This window comes from Myxococcus sp. AB036A (assembly GCF_006547355.1).
Taxonomy (GTDB): domain Bacteria; phylum Myxococcota; class Myxococcia; order Myxococcales; family Myxococcaceae; genus Myxococcus; species Myxococcus virescens.
In genome coordinates this window covers 13,922-30,706 of sequence record NZ_VHLC01000081.1, presented here as the reverse complement: position 1 = coordinate 30,706, position 16,785 = coordinate 13,922, and the positions used below count along the sequence as shown (strand labels likewise).

Here is a 16,785-nt window from a genome sequence, read left to right as displayed (position 1 = left end):
AAAGTTCACGCGGGAAGGTGGAACGGTGGGTGTGCGAAGGAAGCGAGTGGGCAAGGCCGGACAGCCGCCCACCGTGCTCGTCGTCGAGCCACGAGCAGCAGACCTGGAACAGACCCGGCTGCTCCTGGCGGAGGCCGGTTTCCGGGTGGTGCCCGTGACGCGCTTCGACGCGGCGGTGCCGCTCTTCGAGGTCATCCGTCCGGCCGCGGTGTTGCTGGCCGCGCAGGCGCCTGACTTCGCGGCTGTCCAGGTCGCCCGCCGGTTGCGGCAGCTCAGCCATGGCGCGGTGCCGCTGCTCTACCTGGTGGATGAGCGGGACGCCGAGGCCCGGCGGTACTGCCTGGAGCGGGGGCAGTGCGTGGACCTGGTGCCTCGTTCGGGCAGTGGCTCGGAGCTGGCGACGAAGCTTCACGCGCAACTGAAGTTGAAGGACGCGGTGCTGCGGGCCGCGGCGGGGGAGGAGGCCGGCACGGCCCAGGCGCTTCATGACCCGGTGACGGGGCTCTACAACCGGCCCTTCCTGCTGGAGCTCATCAGCCTGGAGGCGCGGCGGGCGGAGCGCTACGGCGGCGGATTCTCCGTGGTGGCGGCGGAAGTGGGGGGCTGGTCGGCCTTTCGCAAGGAGTTTGGACGCGGCATGGCGGAGCGTCTGCTGGTGTACAGCGCGGTGGTGTTGGGGCAGACGGTGCGCGACGCGGACGCGGTGGCACGGGTGGGTGACTGTCAATTCGCGCTGATGCTCCCGGGAACGCCCGCGGAGTCGGTTCAGGAGGTGGTATCCCGCGTGGCGGCGCGCTTCGACACGGCCCGCTTCCAGGTGGAGGGGAAGGTGGTGCGCACGTCACTGGAGCTGGGAACGGTGAGCTTCCCGGATTCGGTGGGCACGCCCACGCAGCTGTTGAGCGCGGCGCAGCAGGACATGCGACGCGCGCGTGAGTATCGCCGGATGGTTGGGAGCACGTCCCGGCTGTCGGTTTGAGGGTGGGTAGGACTTCGATGCAGCGGGCGAGTGGAGGCGAGGGGATGGACCGGATCGCGGTGCTGGTGGTGGATGACGAAGAGGCGGTGCGCACGTTTCTGTCCGAGCTGCTCGGAAGTGCGGGGTACCAGGTGCGCTGTGCCGCGAGTGGCACCCAGGCGCTGGAGATGCTCTCAGGGGGCTCCTTCGACGCGGTGTTGCTGGACGTGGTGATGCCGGAGATGAGCGGCCTGGAAGTGCTGCGCCGTTACCAGTCCATGGGTGGCGGCGCGCCCGTCATCGTGCTCAGCGCGCTGGCGGGAGCGGACGACGCCGTTCGGGCGATGAAGATGGGCGCCAGCGACTACCTGGCCAAGCCATTCGGCAACGACGAGCTCCAGGACGCGCTGGCCCGGGCCCTGGGGACGCGGGCGCCGGAGCGTCAGGCCGTGGCGCCCGTCCTGGCCTCGCGCACGGTGATTCCGGTGGTGGATTCGGCGCAGGAGCAGCGCGTCCTCATCTCCACCTCGCCGGCCATGCGCCGCGCGCGTGCGCTGGTGGAGCGCATCGCCGACACGGACGTCCCCGTGCTGCTGCTGGGGGAGTCCGGCACGGGCAAGGAGGTCATCGCGCGGGAGATTCACGCGCGCAGCCAGCGGCGCAACCGTCCGTTCATCAAGGTGAACTGCGCGGCGCTGCCCGGCGAGCTGCTGGAGAGCGAGCTGTTCGGCCATGAGCGCGGTGCCTTCACCGGCGCCACCGCCGAGAAGCCCGGCAAGTTCGAGCTGGCCGACCAGGGCACCATCTTCCTGGACGAGATTGGCGAAATGGCCATCCGGCTCCAGGCCAAGCTGCTCCAGGTGCTCCAGGACGAGGAGTTCTTCCGCGTCGGTGGCAAGAAGAGCGTGCGCGTGGACAGCCGCGTCGTCGTGGCCACCAACCGCGACCTGGAGAAGGAAATCGCGCTGGGCAACTTCCGCGAGGACCTCTTCTATCGCCTCAACGTGGTGGCCATCCGCCTGCCGGCGCTGCGCGAGCGCCGCGAGGACGTGGTTCCGCTGACGGACCACTTCCTCAAGAAGTACGGCCGCGGCTACCTCAGCGGCGTGTCCGAGCTGCCCACGGAGGTGCTGCACGCCTTCGCGGACTACGACTGGCCGGGCAACGTGCGCGAGCTGGAGAACATGGTCCGCCGGTTGTGCGTGCTGAAGGACCCGACGCTGGTGCTCGACGAGCTGCGGGCCGCGGTCCGCGCTCCCGCGAGCGCGCCGTCCCTGCCCACGTCCTACGCGGGTGACGACGGTGGCCCCTTCGGCCGCGCGCACGACGAGGGCTTCCGCACGCCGCCGCCCGCCGTGCAGGTGCTGGAGATGCCGTCGCGCGGCGCCGCCTTCGGGCTGGCGTCCGTCGCGCCGCTGGCGCCCCCCGCGCACGCGCCCATGGTGATGGAGTCCGCGAACGCGGTGGTGCCCGCGCCGCGCTACGTCAATCCCTTCGACGTGCCGCAGCCTCCGCCGCCGCCCGCGCCCACCGGGGAGCTGTCGCTGAAGGACATCGGCAAGCGGGCGGCGATGCTGGCCGAGCGCGAGGCGATTCTCGCCATGCTCCAACGCACGGCGTGGAACAAGCGGCGCGCGGCCACCAAGCTGCGCATCAGCTACAAGGCGCTCCTCTACAAAATCAAGGAGTGCGGCATCATCGACCCGCGCGCGAGCGCGGAGCTGTAGGCGAGCCGTAACCGTCGCTTGCACTGTCCCCGCGGTCTCGCTATCGCGGGGACATGATGCCTCCTCTCGTCCTCCTGGGGTCTGGGTACACGCTCACGCGGCTCGCCGTGGCGGAGGCCCGCGCAGGGCGCGACGTGCTGGCGGCCACACGCGATGCCGCCCGCCGCGCCGAGCTGGAGCGCGCCGGGGCCCGCGTCACCGACCTGGAAGACGCGCTGACGCGCACGGCGGGGGCTCACGTCGTCGTCTCGGTGCCGCCCGATGCGGGGTTGGACACGCGCATCGCCTCGGCGCTGGCCGGCCAGGCTCCTGCGCGACTCGTCTACTTGTCCTCAACTGGCGTCTATGGCCGCGCGCGGGGCCACGTGGACGAGGACACCCCGGTGGAGCTGTCCACGCCGTCGTCGCGCGAGCGCATCGAGGCGGAGTCGCGTTACCTGCCGCTGGGCGCCATGGTGATGCGCATCGCCGGCATCTACGGGCCCGGGCGCGGCATTCACACGCGCCTGCTGTCGGGGTCGCTCCGGCTGCCCGAAGGCGGCGGCGGACGCATCTCCCGCATCTACGTCGATGACCTGGTGGAGTCCATTCGCGTGGTGCTGACGCGCGGGGAGCCCGGCGCCCTGTACTGCGTCGCGGATGACCGCTCCGCGCCCACCGAGGAGCCAGTGGCCTGGCTCAGCCAGCGCCTGGGCGTGCCGATGCCGCCCCGCATCCCCCTGGAGCAGCTCAACGAGACGGTGAGAGGTGACCGCGACATCTCCAACGCGCGCCTGAAGTCGCTGGGCTGGGCGCCGCGCTACCCGGACTTCGTCTCGGGGTACACGGCGCTCCTGAAGGCGGAGGGCCACGGCGCCGGACCGACGCAGCTTGTCATCCGCAGGCTGGTGGCGGAGGACGCGGAGGCGTTCAAGGCGCTGCGACTGCGGGGGCTGCGGGACAACCCGGAGTCCTTCGCGGCCTCGGTGGAGGAGGAGGCGGCGCTGTCCCTGGAGGCCGTGCGCGGCTGGTTGGTGGGGGCGTCTCAGTGTGTCCTGGGCGCCTTTGACGGTGGGCAGCTCGTGGGCGCGCTGGGGCTGAAGCGCGAGTCCCGGGCCCGGCTGGCGCACAAGGCGGTGGTGTGGGGCATGTACGTGGCGCCGGAGGTCCGCTCGCGGGGCGTGGGCCGGAGGCTGCTGACCGCGCTCATCGACGAGGCGCGGAAGATGGGTGGCCTCAAGTGCCTGCTGCTCGCGGTCTCGGTGGGGAACGCGCCCGCGCACGCGCTGTACCGCTCGCTGGGGTTCCGGACCTATGGCGTGGAGCCCAACGCGCTGAAGGTGGGGGAGACGTTCCTCGACGAGGAGTTGATGGTCCTCACCCTGTGAGCCGAGGCGGGTGACAGATTCTTGAGGGGCCGGTGTTCCAGGAGACGCGCGAGGCCGGAGGCGGCAGGACACGGGAACCGAGGGCTTTTCGCCGCGCTGGAGACGCACTGCGCATGGCCCCTGGCACCCCTGACTGGCTTCTGGAGCGAATCATCCTGCGTGAACTGCCGCCAGAGGCGCTGTCCGCCGCGCGAGCCCGGCTGGAGCGTGAGCCCGGTGGCGCCGCGAGGCTGGCCCGGCTGGAAGCGGACTCCCGCCAGACGCTGGCGCGTCATCCGCCCGCCGAAGTCGCCGCCGAGGTGGCCCGGCGCGAGCGCGAGTCCCAGGGCCGCACGGAGCCGGCGCGGCGCGGCAACTCGCAAGGGTGGCATGGGCTGTCACTCAGCGTCCCCGTGGCCGCCTCGCTGGCGCTGCTTTTCATGTCCGCGCCGGAGGAGCAGCCGGGGCCGTCCGAGTCACCGGTGCCGCTCATCGTGATGCTGGACACCGTGCGCATCAAGGGGGGGCCGCGCCTGCGGGTCCACCGGCAGGGCGCGGGCGAGCCGGAGTTGCTCGGTGAACAGGCCCGGGCGCGCCGCGGTGACGTCCTGCAACTCAGCTACGTGTCGGGTGGAAGCCGCCATGGTGTCGTGGTGTCGGTGGATGGGCGCGGCGCCGTGACGCTGCACCATCCCTCGACGCTGTCGGGAAGCACGGAGCTGGGCCCCGGCGAGGCGGTGCCGCTGGCCCATGCCTACGAGCTCGATGACGCGCCGGACTTCGAGCGTTTCCTCTTCGTGACGTCCGATGCACCCCTGGAGGTGGCGTCGGTCCTGGAGGCGGCGCGCGCGCTTGCCCGGCGGCCCACCGACGCGCGCACCCTGCCGCTGCCACTTCCGGATACCCTGGACCAGACGTCCTTCACGTTGGAAAAGGTGCGGTGATGACGCGGTCCCTCCTGTTTTCGCTCCTGCTCGTGCCCGCCCTGGCCGCCGCGGCTCCCTCGGCCTCGGCGCCGCAGGCGTCGGTGCGCCGCTTCGCGCTGCTGGTGGGCGTCAACGACGGGGGCGAGGGCCGTGCCCGGCTCCGGTACGCCGTCTCGGATGCGCGCTCGTTCGGCGACGTGCTGGAGGAACTCGGAGGGGTGCAGCCGAAGGACAAGCTGCTGCTGATGGAGGGAGACCGCGCGGCGCTGGAGTCCGCCCTGGTCCGCTTCAAGGCGATGCTGGCGGCGGCGACCACGCCGGGCACGCGCATCGAGGCGCTCATCTACTATTCGGGCCACTCCGACGAGCAGGGGCTGCTCCTCCAGAAGGACCGCTTCGGCTATCGCGAGCTGCGCAAGGCCCTGGAGTCGCTTCCCGCCGACGTGCGCATCGCCATCCTGGACTCGTGCGCGTCCGGCACGCTGGCCCGCCAGAAGGGCGGCGTGCGGCGCCCGGCCTTCATGGTGGATGCGTCCTCCGCGGTGCGAGGCCATGCCATCCTCACGTCGTCTTCCGAGGATGAGGTGTCCCAGGAGTCCGACCGCATCGGCGGCTCGTTCTTCACCCACAACCTGGTGTCCGGCCTGCGCGGCGCGGCGGACGTCTCAGGGGACGGCCGGGTGACGCTGCACGAGGCCTACCAGTTCGCCTTCCACGAGACGCTAGCCCGTACGGAAGAGACGCGGGCCGGGGCGCAGCACCCCGCGTATGACATCGAGCTGGCGGGCACGGGCGACCTGGTGATGACGGACCTGCGCTCCACCGCCGCGGTGCTCGTCCTGGGGGACATGGTGGATGGGCGGCTCTACGTCCGTGATTCCCAGGGACGCCTGGTGGTGGAGCTGAAGAAGTACGCGGGCCGCACCACCGAGCTGGGGCTGCAGAAGGGCCGTTACTCGGTGATGCGCAAGGTGCTGGACCAGACCTCGCAGGCGGAGTTCGAGCTGGGGGAGGGCGGCCGGACCGTGCTGGCGGCCTCCGCCTTCCGCGCGGTGCAGGGGGAGCTGACGGCCATGCGCGGCGGTGGACCCCTGCCGGCGAGTCTCTCGTCGAGCGCCGGTGCCGGCGTGGCGGAAGTCGCAGCGGCGGGCAGCGGGCGCCGGACGCGCTTCTTCAACGTGGGCCTGTTCCCCGGGCTCCAGACGAATGACCTGATGAACTCCGGCGAGCCCGTGGACAACCATCTCTCCGTGTCCATGGGCGTGTCCCGCATGGCGCGGCTGGACGGCGTGGCGATGGCCCTGGGCGCGAACGTGGCCACGGACAAGGTGGACGGGTTGCAGTTGGCCCTGGGCACCAACGTGGTGCGGGGCGACATGTCGGGCACGCAGCTGGCCGTGGGCGGCAACTGGGCGCACGGAAAGGCGGAGGGCATCCAGGCCGCAATCGGGCTCAATGTGGCGCGGTCCAGCGGCTCGCTCGGGCAGCTCGCGGTGGGCGCCAACGTGTCCGGCACGTCGCTGGCGGGGGCGCAGTTGGCCGTGGGCGGCAACTGGACGGCAGGGGACGTGGACGGTGTGCAGGGCGCGGTGGCGTTCAACCATACGCGGGACCGGATGACGGGCCTCCAGGTGGCCGTGGGCCTGAACTGGGCGGCGGAGGCCCGGGGCGCGCAGTTGTCCCTCGTCAATGTGGGCGGTGACGTGAAGGGCGCGCAGGTGGGCATCGTCAACGTGGCGGGGCGGATGAGCGGCCTCCAGCTCGGGCTCGTGAACGTGTCGCGGGAGCTGGAGTCCGGTGTTCCGGTGGGCCTGGTGAGCATCGCGCGCAACGGCCAGTTCCACGTCGAGGCCTTCGGTAATGACTTCAACTACGCCAACACCGCCATCAAGGTGGGCAGCCGCTACCTCTACACGACGCTCGTGTTGGGCATGGGCACCATGGAGGGCGCGCGTGGCCCCAGCCACTGGTCGCTGGGCCTGGGGCTCGGCGCGCACATCCCCATCTCCGAGCGCTTCTTCCTGGACGTGGACGCGGTGACGAACACCCTCTACGGATGGAACCTGTCCTTCGAAGGCGACCGCCTCCTGCACCAGCTCCGGCTGGTGGCGGGGGTCCAGGTGGCGCGGAACCTGGCCATCATCGGCGGGCCCACGCTCAACGTGTTGCATGACTCCAACGGCGAGCCCGTATCGAACCTGAGCCGTCTGTCGAACCTGGACGCGGGGGGCGTGCTCCTGTGGCCCGGTGTACAGGTGGGCCTGCGCATCTGAAGTAGGGACCAATGGCTCCCATCAGCGGGACGAAAGCGCGCCCAGGAATGACGTCTTTCCATGGGGACTTCTCCGGTGAGAGGCTGACCCTCCGGCCCATGAGCGCGGCCGGTGTCACCCTTGAGCTGGGGGAGAGATGTCCAAGTTGCTGTTCGCGGCCTTCAATGACGGCGTGAGCCTGTCCATGGCGGGCAACCACGAGGCGGCCATCCTCGCCTTCGACAAGGTGCTCGCCGTAGACCCCAAGCACGTCCCGGCCCTCACCGCGAAGGGCGCGTCACTGGCCACGCTGGAGCGCTTCGAGGAAGCGCTGCGCTGCTTCGAGCGCGCCATCGAGGTGGACCCCACCGAGGCCGAGGCCCACCGCGACGCGGCCCTCTGCCAGCTGGAGCTGGGGGAGCCGGAGGCCGCCGCGCAGCTGCTCCAGCGCGCCACGCAGCTCAACCCCACGCCGGGTTACCGCGAGTCCGCCGCCGTTCAAATCTACACCCTGGGCAACGCGCTGCTGACGCGGGGCTCCCGTCGCCCGGACAAGGCCCGCTACCGCCAGGCCCGCCACGTCTTCGAGCTGGCGCTGACGCTGTCTCCTGGCTCCGCCGAGTGCGCCCGGGCCCTGGCAGACGTGTGGGAGCACCTGGGCGACCCCGCTCAGAGAGACCACTACGCCCAGCTCGCCACCCGGCTCCGCCCCGTGCCGGCCTAGCAGGCGGCCCGCCGGGGCCTGGACGGGGCGCAGCCCCCTTCCGGTTTCAAGTCCGGACGCGGCAAAGCGGTTCGAAGTGTTACATCTGCCGCGGCCTTTTTCCGCAACGCTTCACGCAATTCGCGTGAAGTACGACAACGCCGCCCGGGAGAACTGAAGATGATCGTCATGCTCGAGCCGGACTCGCCTGAGTCCGTGGTGTCCGCCGTCCTCCAGGTTGCATCGCAGTACAAGGGAGTGACGCCGCGGACGCACGTCATCGGTGGCTCCGAGTACACGATTACGGAGGTCTACCTGCTGGGTTCCACCGCGCAGGTGCCCGTGGAGCCCTTCGAGCAGATTCCGGGCGTGCGGCAGGTGGTGCGCGTGTCGCAGAAGTACCGCGTCATCGGTCGGCACAAGGGCCAGCGGACGTCCGCCGGCTTCGAGTACAACGGCGTCACCTTCGACGAGCGCTCCGTGAATGTGTTCGCCGGCCTGTGTGCCGTGGACAACCCGGAGAACGTGGACACGATGATGGCGGCGCTTGCTCGCCTGGGCATCCGCACCACGCGCATGGGCGCCTACAAGCCCCGCACCAACCCCTACGAGTTCCAGGGCCTGGGTGCCGCCTGCCTGCCCTGGGTGTTCGAGTCAGCGGGCAAGCACGGCATCAAGGTCATCGCGATGGAGGTGACGCACCCGCGTCACATCGACGAGATTCGCGACGCGCTGGAGCGCTCCGGCAACGCGACGGGCGTCATGCTCCAGGTGGGCACGCGCAACGCGCAGAACTTCGAGCTACTCAAGAGCATTGGTCAGCAGCGTGTCTTCCCCGTGCTCTTCAAGCGCGGCATGGGCATCACCCTGGAGGAGTCGCTCAACGCGTGTGAGTACGTGGCGAGCGAGGGCAACCCGAAAATCATCTTCTGCCTCCGCGGCGTGAAGACGCACCTGGGGGACCCGCACCGCAACATGGTGGACTTCGCCCATGTGCCCGTGGTGCGCCGGCTGACGCGCCTGCCGGTGTGCGTGGACCCGTCGCACGCCATTGGCCAGGCCGCGCCGCCGCCGGACGGACTGCCGGACATCTTCCACGCCATTGGCCAGGGGCTCATCGCGGGCGCGTCCATGGTGCTGGTGGACTTCCACCCGCACCCGGAGGCCGCCCTGTGTGACGGCCCCCAGGCCCTGCGCATGGAGCAGCTCCCCGCGTTGCAGCGCTACGTCCAGCTGGTGCGCTCCGCGTACGAGACGGCCGTGCAGGGCGGCGACGGGCTGAAGGCCACCAGCGTCTGAGCGCGCCTCACACCACGCCGTAGCTTCCGAGCACCCGCAGGGTGACGCAGGCGGCCTGGGCCGCGGCCACCGCCTCGCGCACCCGCGGGTCCTCCAGCGCGCCGTCCACGTCCAGGCACCACACGTACTCCCAGGCGCGGCGCTGCGGCCGGGACTCCAGCCGCGCCACGTTGAGGCCGCGCGAGGAGAAGGCACTCATCACGCGGAACAGCGCGCCCGGCCCGTTCTCCACGGTGAAGGCCAGCGCCGTCTTCCGCCGCGTCCACGTCCGTTCGGGCGCGGGCCCCAGGGCGATGAAGCGCGTGAAGTTGTCCGGCGAGTCCTCCACGCCTTCCTCCAGCACGGCCAGTCCGTACAGGTCCGCGGACATGCGGCTGGCGATGGCGGCCGTGTGCGGAGGCCTCTCCTCCGCCACCTTTCGCGCGGCGATGGCGGTGTTCGCCTCCGGCAGCGGAGTGATGCCCCGCCGGCGCAGGTAGCCCGCGCACTGCGCCAGGGCCTGCGGGTGGGAGAGGGCCTGCTGGATGTCGTCCAGTGCCAGGCCCGGTGGGGCCAGCAGGCAGTGGCGGATGCGCAGGGACAGTTCGCCCGACGCCGGCACGTCATGCTCCAGCAGCAGGTCCACCGTCTCCGCCACGGGCCCGCCCAGCGAGCTCTCCACCGGCACGACGCCGCCGTGCACGCGGCCTTCGGCCACGGCTTCGAAGACGGCGCGGAAGGTGAGGCAGGGGACGGCCTCCACGTCGGCGCCATGCAGCGCGCGCAGGGCCTCTTCTCCGTAGGCGCCAGGCTCGCCCTGGAAGGCGATGCGACGCGGCGACTCAGGCATGAGGCGACTCCGCGCGCGCATACGTCCCCAGCACGCGCAGCGACGAGGTGAGCGGACGGATGTCGTCCAGCGCCGCCGTCACCGCCGCGGAGGCGGCGTGGCCCTCCACGTCCAGGTAGAAGCGGTACTGCCACGGCTGGCCCGGGATGGGGCGCGACTCCAGCTTGCTCAGGTTCACGCCGCGCAGGGTGAGCCGCTGGAGCATCTCTCCCAGCGTGCCGGGCTTGTGCTCCAGCACCACCAGCAGGGACGTCTTGCACGGCACGCCGGGCGCCAGGGGCGTGGCCTCGCGGCCCACCTCCACGAAGCGCGTGTAGTCGAAGGCCGGCTGCAAATCGCCCGCGAGCACCTCCAGGCCGAAGCGCTGCGCCGCCGTCTCGCTGGCGATGGCCGCCACCGACGCGTCGTTGCGCTCGCGGACCTTCTGCGCCGCGCCGCCGGTGTCCACGTCCGGCACCGCGCGGGCCCAGGGCACCTTCTCCCGGAGGAACGTCTCACACTGCGCCAGCGCCTGCGGATGGGACAGCACCTCCCGCAGGCCCTCCAGCTTCGCGCCCGGCAGGCCCAGCAGGCGGTGGTCCACCTGGCTGACCAGCTCCGCGGTGATGACCACGCCGCCCTCGGCGAGCAGGTCATACGTCTCGTTCATGCTGCCCGCGGTGGTGTTCTCGATGGGCAGCAGCACCAGGTCCTGCTCGCCGCGGCGGAGCGCCTCCACGGCCTCGCGCGCATGGTCGAAGCCGGACAGCAGCACGCCGCCCGTGCGGTGCCCGTAGCGGCGGCGCGCGGCCAGGTGGCTGTAGGAGCCCTCCACGCCAGGGTAGGCCACGCGCAGGGGCGTGGTGTCCAGGCGGGTGACGAGCTCGTGCTGCCGGGCCACGGACATGTCGATGAAGAGCCGCCAGATGCGCTCCACCTCGTGCGGGTCCAGGCCGTGCTCCGCGGCGCGGGTGCGGATGCGGCGCAGGAGCAGGTCCTCGCGGCGCTGGTCCCGGAAGGGCGCTGCGGCGGCCAGCTTCGCCCGGGCGACGTCGTCCGCCAGTGCCATCCGGCGGCGGAGGGCATCGAGGATCTCCTCGTCGATGCGCTCGATGGAGGTCCGGATGAGGTCGAGGTCGGGGAGGGTGGTCATCAGGAATTTCCGAGGTTGCGCCACATGAGGTGGTGCGGGCCGATGCCGGGCAGGTCGAAGGGCTCGCCTCGCTGCGCGAAGCCCTGCGCGCGGTAGAACCCGGAGGCCGTCATCCGCGCGTTGCACCACACCTGGGAACCGCCCTGCCGCGTCGCGTGCTCCATGCAGGCCTTCAGGAGGGCGGCGCCATGGCCGTGCCCACGCAGGGTGGCGTCCACCGCCATGCCTCGCAGGCGCCAGGCCGTGGTGGCGCGCAGCGCGTCCGGCGGCGGCTCCCGATACAGGGAGGCCACGCCCACCAGGCGGCCCTCCGTATAGACGCCCAGGTGGAGCGTGTCCGCGTCGTCATCTCCGGGATAGACGGCCATCTCCGGAGGCTGGTTGGGACGGAGGATGGCGCGGCGGAGACCGCGCGTCTCCTGAGCCGGAATCTTGCGGATGTCAGTGGCACTCACGGCGCCGGAGTATGCCTTCGGGGGTGGCGCCCCACCAGCGTCACCGTACTACTTCGGTAGCACTGTCTTCCCCATCTTCAACACCTGCTTGAAGTGGGTGGCGGTGACGGGGGCCACGCTCAGCCGGCCGCGGGTGACGAGCGGAAAGTCCTTCAGTGCGGCGGTGGCCTTGATGGTGGCCAGGTCCACCGGCTGCGTGAAGGGGACGACAGGCCCCATGAAGGTGGCGGCCCAGTCCTCATCGGGCACGGTGGAGTCCGGTCCCGGCGGCGTGAGCACCTGGGCCACGCCCACCACGGCCTTGTCCTCGTTGGAGTGGTAGTAGAGGCAGAGGTCCCCGGGCTTCATCGCCCGGATGTTGTTGCGCGCCTCGAAGTTGCGCACGCCGGTCCACTCCGTCTTCCCGTCCTTCTCCAACTGGGCGTAGGCGTAGACGGAGGGCTCGCTCTTGATGAGCCAGTACTGTGGCTTGGCCATGGCGGCGCACCTTATTGTCCGAAACCACGCGCGCCAAACGAAAGAGGCCGGCGCCACGCGCGGGCGCCCGGCCTCTTTCGGTACATCCGGACTACGCCTGCTTCGCGACGCTGGTGGCCGCCGTCGCCGGCGCCTTGTTCGTGAGCAGCGCGCTGCTCGCGTACAACGCAAGGCCCACCACCGCGACCACCGCGGCCTCCATCTGCGTTGCGAAGGCCACACCCATCAGGGTCATGGCTCCGGTGCCCATCGCGAACGACGCCGCCACCGCCCCAGCCGCCTTCCTCATCCGACCATCCCCCGTTCTCGCGAACTCATCACGCGTTGTGGAATTCATTGCCTCGCGCGAACTTCAATCCAAGACGCGTGCCAGCCTCCAGCCCCGGGAAGTGGGAAGCGGGAGGGGCCGCGGAGGGCAAAGTCGTTCCCTGATCAGCGCAATGTCTGAAGAAAGCACCGGGTGCGACGCGGGTACGATGCCGGAAAAATTTCCCGAACCCCATGGGGTCTCCCAGGAGGGCACTTCGTAACCCACTGCGATCCAAGGGCTTTCCCTCCCTCCAGTACGTGGCACACGCGCTGCTAAGGCAACGCCGCCGGAAGCAACGTCCGGCTGCGGTAGGGCCGGGAGCGCGACACACGCTTTTGAGGGAGAGCTGACGATGGGCAAGACGAGCGCGGGGTTCTGGACGGTGTTGGGCGTGATGCTCCTGGGGGGCTGCGCGCACCAGCCGAAGGTGACGGTGGACAACACGGAGCAGCCCTACCGGATTGGCCGCGAGGACGTGCTGGACATCGCGGTGTGGCGTGACGCGGAGCTGTCCCGGACGCTGCCGGTCCGTCCGGATGGCTACATCTCCATGCCCATGGTGGGCGAGGTCCACGCCGCGGGCAAGACGCCCACGGAGCTGGCCGAATCCCTGAAGGAGGCCTTCCAGCCGTACGTGCAGGAGCCGCGCGTGACGGTGATTGTCCGCGAGGTGAACAGCAGCCGCGTGTTCGTCACCGGCGAAGTGGCCCACCCGGGCGCCTATCCGCTGCGCGGCCGCGTGTCGCTGCTGCAGGCCATCGCGCTGGCGGGCGGCTTCACGGACTTCGCCAACTCGGACGGCATCGTGGTTATCCGCACCGACAGCAAGGGCGGACAGATTCCGGTGCGCTACAGCGACCTCATCTCTCCGGATGGCGGACACGAGGTCATGCTCCGGCCGGGTGACACCGTCGTCGTTCCGTGAGGGGTGGTGACGCAGTGGGCGTCGTGGACGTGGGCGGTGGTGGGCGTGCGGGACGGAGGGCGACGGTGAAGGGCAACTGGAAGAAGTGGCTACTCGCGGGCCTCATGTTCGGTGCGCCTGCCGCGCAGGCCGCGACGATATGGGAACCCCGGCTTCGGCTGACGGCCGAGGAGCGGTTCGACGACGACCTGCGACTGGGCGGTGGCGGCGCCGGCCAGTTGATGACGAAGGTGACGCCGCGGCTGGGACTGGAGGCGAAGGACGCGCGGCTCACGCTGGACAGCTTCTACGCGGCCGACCTGCTGATGCGGCATGGGTCGGGCAGGACGACGCTGGACCACCGGGGCGGTCTGGAGGCCCGGCACCAGATGACGCGTCGCCTGCGGCTGGACACGGCGATCCGGGTGTTCCGTGTCACGGACCCCAGCTCGCTGCCGCGTGACGGCCTGGCGCGCTCCACGCTGCCCACGTTCTTCACGCAGGCGACGCTGGGCGTGACGAACCGCATGGCGGAGCGGCTGGACGTGCGCGCGGGCTACCGCTTCGAGGCGGTGCGCATCATCGACGTGGGGCAGCGCGCGGGGTACGCGCACACGCCCTCCATCGAAGGCTGGTACCGCGCCACGCGCCGGCTCAGCCTGGGCTTGGAGTACCGGTACCAGGGCTTCCTCTATGAGGGGGCGCTGAGCCAGTCGCACGGCGCGGCGCTGGGGTTGCGGTATCGGCTGACGCGGCCTACCACCTTCACCGTGCGGGCGGGCCCCGTGCGGTACCTGGCGCCGGTGGGCCAGCAGGGTGGCTGGGTTCCGCGCGTGAATGTGGAGCTGCAGCGCGAAGGGGAGATGTTCGACGTGGGCGTGTCGACGGGACACGACCTGGTGGGCGCGAACGGCTTCACCAACGCGTTGTGGGCGGACTACGCGTCGGTGATGTTGGCGCGCCGGTTCACCCAGAAGTTCTCGCTATTTGGCGCGGCCAGCTTCTTCCGCAACGGGCAGGCCCCGTCGCTGGACTGGGCCGTGTTCAGAGGAGCGCCGCGGGTGTCGCAGGGCTACGCGGTGAGTGGTGGTGTGGAGTACCGCATTGACCGGCGCCTGTCGGCGCAGGGTGCGGTGGATCGAATCGCTCAGGTTGGGCTGGCGGATTCGGCGAGCGCGGTGGACCTGACGCGCAATGTGTTCGCCGTCCGTCTGGTGGTGACGCCTTGGTAGCTACAGCGCGTGGGATGGAGGAGGAGCGGAACATGGAGCGAGGGATGACGGCAGACCAGCTTCTGGGAGCCCTGTGGCGGCGCAAGGCCCTGGTCGGTGCCATCGCAGCAGTGGTCTTCGTGGTGGGCGCAGCCATCGTGATGACCCGGCCGAGCATGTACGAGGCTTCAGTGGTGGTCCGCGTGGAGCCGCAGCGGCCGGGTGAGGAGATGGTGCAGCGCACGGTGAGCGAAATCATCGAGCAGCGGCTGCTCACCGTTCGCCAGGAGCTGCTGGCGCGTCCGGTGCTTCAGAAGGCCATCGAGGAGATGAACCTCTATCCGGACATCGTTTCGGAGAAGGGCATGGAGGCCGCCGTCGCACAGATGCGCAAGGACCTCACGGTGCGCGTGGAGGGTGAGACGGCCTTCGAGCTCACCTACGCCAACCGCGACCCGCAGGTGGCGGCGCAGGTGGCCAACCGCCTGCCGACCATCTTCTCCGATGAGACGCTGAAGATTCGTCAGGCGCAGGCGGCGCGCGCCACCGACCTCTTCAACGAGGAGATGGTTCAGCTGGGCAAGGCGGTCAGCAACTGGGAGGCGAAGATCTCCCAGTTCAAGGTGGACCACCTGGGCGAGCTGCCCGAGCAGATGGAGATGAACATGCGCGGCCTGGAGCGCGTGTCGCACCAGCTCCAGACGAAGTCGGAGGAGCTGCGTGTCGCCGAGGGCCGCCGCTCCGACCTGGCCCGCGCGCGCAACGCGGTGGACAGCGAGGCGGGCCGGCTCGAGGCCGCGGAGAACGGGCTCACCCGTTCCCTGGTCAACGCTCGCACCACCTGGACGGAGGACCACCCGGAGGTGAAGCGCCTCCAGACGGAGCTGGACGGCATGACGGCTCGTCGCAAGGAGGCTGAAGGGCGGCTGTGGGCCGAGCGCGCCGAGCGCACCCGCGTGGCCACGCTGATTGGCAACATCCAGCAGGAGATTCAGGACCTCCAGAAGCAGGCCGAGGCGTACCAGGGCCGGCTGAACAACACCCCGCGCTGGGCGCACGAGCTGGCGGTGATGAACCGCGACTACGAAATCGCGCGCACCAAGTACCAGAGCGTGGTGAGCCGCAAGGTGGAGGCGGAGATCGCGCAGGAGCTGGAGGCCAAGAGCGCCAAGAGCCTGTTCAACGTCATCTCCCCGGCGGGCGTGCCGGCGACCCCGGCCCGGCCGGACCGCATGGCGGGCATGCTCATCGTCTTCCTCCTGGCCCTGGGCCTGGGCGTGCTGACGGGGGCGGTGCTGGAGATGCGTGACGACAGCCTGCGCGATGGCACCGAGGTTCGCCAGCGCCTGACGCTGCCGGTGCTCGCCGTGGTCCCGGAAATGCAGGGCAAGACGGAGCGGCGGATTCTGATGCCGGCTTCGGGGGCTCGAAACAGCGTGTCTAACCCCACGTCGTTGAACTGAGTCGCGCCGGAAAAGGACGGAGGACGGACATGGATCAGACGATGGAGCGGGCGGGCAACTTCCTCCCCCGAGTGGATGACAACCCGACGGGCGGCAACGCGGTGGACCGCCGGGTGGTGACGCTGACGGCGCCGGCATCGGCCGCGGCGGAGCAATACCGGAGTCTTTATTACAGGCTCGAGCGGATGCGGGACCTGCGGCCGATGAAGGTCGTCGCGCTCACCTCGGCGATGCCTGGGGAAGGCAAGACGGTGACGAGCGTCAACCTGGCGCTCGCCGCGGCCCGGGCGAACCCGGAGCGCCGCATCCTGCTGGTGGATGCGGACCTGCGCCGGGGCGGCGTGGCGGCCACGCTGGGCATGCGCAACAAGACGGGCCTGGCGGAGCTGCTGGCGGGGGACTGTGAGGTGCGGGACGTGGTGCGGCGGTTCAACTCCACGCGCCTGGCCCTCATCCCCGCGGGCGTCACGCCCGAGGACACCGCGCAGGTGCTGGCGAGCGGCCGGATGAAGCAGTTCCTCAAGGCGGTGCGTGAGGGCTTCGACGAAGTCTACGTCGACATGCCGCCCACGCTGCCCTTCGCGGACGCGGCCATCCTGGGCCATCAGGCGGACGGCGTGCTGATGGTCATCCGCGCCAACGTGACGTCGGGCAAGGCGGTGCACCAGGCGGTGGAGAGCCTGGGCGGCGCGCCCATCGTCGGGTGCGTGCTGAATGGCGCGGAGGTCCACTCGGCGCCGTATCTGAAGAACTACGAGAAGAGGTAGCGGAGGGGGGCTTTGGTTCCGGTTCC

General features: G+C 70.4%; 16 protein-coding genes. 11 read left to right on the top strand and 5 right to left on the bottom strand.

Annotation, left to right across the window (positions count from 1 at the left end; all coding sequences use genetic code 11):
• Positions 1–46: 46 nt before the first annotated feature.
• The 7 genes from FL344_RS27585 to FL344_RS27555 all read left to right on the top strand — a co-directional run bounded on the left by FL344_RS27585 (position 47) and on the right by FL344_RS27555 (position 9,211).
• Complete coding sequence (locus FL344_RS27585; protein ID WP_141620634.1) at positions 47–979, top strand: GGDEF domain-containing protein; 933 nt, start codon at positions 47–49, stop codon at positions 977–979.
• A gap of 44 nt (positions 980–1,023) precedes the next feature.
• Complete coding sequence (locus tag FL344_RS27580; RefSeq protein WP_141620631.1) at positions 1,024–2,685, top strand: sigma-54 dependent transcriptional regulator; 1,662 nt, start codon at positions 1,024–1,026, stop codon at positions 2,683–2,685.
• A gap of 53 nt (positions 2,686–2,738) precedes the next feature.
• Positions 2,739–4,052 (top strand): GNAT family N-acetyltransferase, encoded by a 1,314-nt coding sequence (locus FL344_RS27575; RefSeq protein WP_141620630.1) that lies wholly within the window; start codon positions 2,739–2,741, stop codon positions 4,050–4,052.
• Between the two features lie 113 nt (positions 4,053–4,165).
• Complete coding sequence (locus tag FL344_RS27570) at positions 4,166–4,975, top strand: ActD protein (protein ID WP_141620629.1); 810 nt, start codon at positions 4,166–4,168, stop codon at positions 4,973–4,975.
• Positions 4,975–7,230: a caspase family protein gene (locus FL344_RS27565; RefSeq protein ID WP_141620628.1), complete on the top strand. Its 2,256-nt coding sequence runs from the start codon at positions 4,975–4,977 to the stop codon at positions 7,228–7,230. Before FL344_RS27570 ends, FL344_RS27565 begins: the two co-directional genes overlap by 1 nt.
• A 136-nt stretch (positions 7,231–7,366) precedes the next feature.
• Positions 7,367–7,933 (top strand): tetratricopeptide repeat protein, encoded by a 567-nt coding sequence (locus tag FL344_RS27560; protein ID WP_141593796.1) that lies wholly within the window; start codon positions 7,367–7,369, stop codon positions 7,931–7,933.
• Between the two features lie 159 nt (positions 7,934–8,092).
• Positions 8,093–9,211 (top strand): 3-deoxy-7-phosphoheptulonate synthase, encoded by a 1,119-nt coding sequence (locus tag FL344_RS27555; protein ID WP_141620627.1) that lies wholly within the window; start codon positions 8,093–8,095, stop codon positions 9,209–9,211.
• A gap of 7 nt (positions 9,212–9,218) precedes the next feature.
• On the opposite strand, the gene pheA is transcribed toward FL344_RS27555, so the two are convergent.
• The 5 genes from pheA to FL344_RS27530 all read right to left on the bottom strand — a co-directional run bounded on the left by pheA (position 9,219) and on the right by FL344_RS27530 (position 12,393).
• Positions 9,219–10,040, bottom strand: a complete 822-nt coding sequence (gene pheA, locus FL344_RS27550; RefSeq protein ID WP_141593794.1) for a prephenate dehydratase — start codon at positions 10,038–10,040, stop codon at positions 9,219–9,221.
• Positions 10,033–11,172, bottom strand: coding sequence for a bifunctional chorismate mutase/prephenate dehydratase (locus FL344_RS27545; protein ID WP_141593793.1), 1,140 nt, complete (start codon positions 11,170–11,172; stop codon positions 10,033–10,035). The genes pheA and FL344_RS27545 overlap by 8 nt, the downstream gene beginning before the upstream one ends.
• On the bottom strand, positions 11,172–11,627 hold the full coding sequence (locus tag FL344_RS27540; RefSeq protein WP_141593792.1) for a GNAT family N-acetyltransferase: 456 nt from the start codon (positions 11,625–11,627) through the stop codon (positions 11,172–11,174). Before FL344_RS27540 ends, FL344_RS27545 begins: the two co-directional genes overlap by 1 nt.
• Before the next feature lie 48 nt (positions 11,628–11,675).
• Positions 11,676–12,104 (bottom strand): EVE domain-containing protein, encoded by a 429-nt coding sequence (locus FL344_RS27535; protein ID WP_011553268.1) that lies wholly within the window; start codon positions 12,102–12,104, stop codon positions 11,676–11,678.
• A 91-nt stretch (positions 12,105–12,195) separates the two neighbouring features.
• Positions 12,196–12,393: a hypothetical protein gene (locus tag FL344_RS27530; protein ID WP_225888882.1), complete on the bottom strand. Its 198-nt coding sequence runs from the start codon at positions 12,391–12,393 to the stop codon at positions 12,196–12,198.
• 373 nt (positions 12,394–12,766) lie between these two features.
• On the opposite strand from FL344_RS27530, the gene FL344_RS27525 reads away from it, so the two are divergent.
• The 4 genes from FL344_RS27525 to FL344_RS27510 are packed head-to-tail and all read left to right on the top strand — an operon-like array spanning position 12,767 to position 16,759.
• Complete coding sequence (locus FL344_RS27525; protein WP_090495137.1) at positions 12,767–13,339, top strand: polysaccharide biosynthesis/export family protein; 573 nt, start codon at positions 12,767–12,769, stop codon at positions 13,337–13,339.
• On the top strand, positions 13,336–14,550 hold the full coding sequence (locus FL344_RS27520) for a hypothetical protein (RefSeq protein WP_141620626.1): 1,215 nt from the start codon (positions 13,336–13,338) through the stop codon (positions 14,548–14,550). The genes FL344_RS27525 and FL344_RS27520 overlap by 4 nt, the downstream gene beginning before the upstream one ends.
• 14 nt (positions 14,551–14,564) lie before the next feature.
• Complete coding sequence (locus tag FL344_RS27515; protein WP_141593789.1) at positions 14,565–15,992, top strand: Wzz/FepE/Etk N-terminal domain-containing protein; 1,428 nt, start codon at positions 14,565–14,567, stop codon at positions 15,990–15,992.
• A 29-nt stretch (positions 15,993–16,021) separates the two neighbouring features.
• Positions 16,022–16,759: a CpsD/CapB family tyrosine-protein kinase gene (locus tag FL344_RS27510; protein ID WP_090495130.1), complete on the top strand. Its 738-nt coding sequence runs from the start codon at positions 16,022–16,024 to the stop codon at positions 16,757–16,759.
• Positions 16,760–16,785: the final 26 nt, after the last annotated feature.

What these genes read in the sequence shown, in the direction of transcription:
- FL344_RS27545 (WP_141593793.1), bottom strand. Translation starts at nt 11,172, where the DNA reads ATGACCACCCTCCCCGACCTCGACCTCATCCGGACCTCCATCGAGCGC.
- FL344_RS27580 (WP_141620631.1), top strand. Translation starts at nt 1,024, where the DNA reads ATGGACCGGATCGCGGTGCTGGTGGTGGATGACGAAGAGGCGGTGCGC.
- FL344_RS27555 (WP_141620627.1), top strand. Translation starts at nt 8,093, where the DNA reads ATGATCGTCATGCTCGAGCCGGACTCGCCTGAGTCCGTGGTGTCCGCC.
- FL344_RS27565 (WP_141620628.1), top strand. Translation starts at nt 4,975, where the DNA reads ATGACGCGGTCCCTCCTGTTTTCGCTCCTGCTCGTGCCCGCCCTGGCC.
- FL344_RS27535 (WP_011553268.1), bottom strand. Translation starts at nt 12,104, where the DNA reads ATGGCCAAGCCACAGTACTGGCTCATCAAGAGCGAGCCCTCCGTCTAC.
- FL344_RS27570 (WP_141620629.1), top strand. Translation starts at nt 4,166, where the DNA reads ATGGCCCCTGGCACCCCTGACTGGCTTCTGGAGCGAATCATCCTGCGT.
- FL344_RS27525 (WP_090495137.1), top strand. Translation starts at nt 12,767, where the DNA reads ATGGGCAAGACGAGCGCGGGGTTCTGGACGGTGTTGGGCGTGATGCTC.
- FL344_RS27530 (WP_225888882.1), bottom strand. Translation starts at nt 12,393, where the DNA reads ATGAGGAAGGCGGCTGGGGCGGTGGCGGCGTCGTTCGCGATGGGCACC.
- FL344_RS27510 (WP_090495130.1), top strand. Translation starts at nt 16,022, where the DNA reads ATGGATCAGACGATGGAGCGGGCGGGCAACTTCCTCCCCCGAGTGGAT.
- pheA (WP_141593794.1), bottom strand. Translation starts at nt 10,040, where the DNA reads ATGCCTGAGTCGCCGCGTCGCATCGCCTTCCAGGGCGAGCCTGGCGCC.
- FL344_RS27515 (WP_141593789.1), top strand. Translation starts at nt 14,565, where the DNA reads ATGGAGGAGGAGCGGAACATGGAGCGAGGGATGACGGCAGACCAGCTT.
- FL344_RS27560 (WP_141593796.1), top strand. Translation starts at nt 7,367, where the DNA reads ATGTCCAAGTTGCTGTTCGCGGCCTTCAATGACGGCGTGAGCCTGTCC.
- FL344_RS27575 (WP_141620630.1), top strand. Translation starts at nt 2,739, where the DNA reads ATGATGCCTCCTCTCGTCCTCCTGGGGTCTGGGTACACGCTCACGCGG.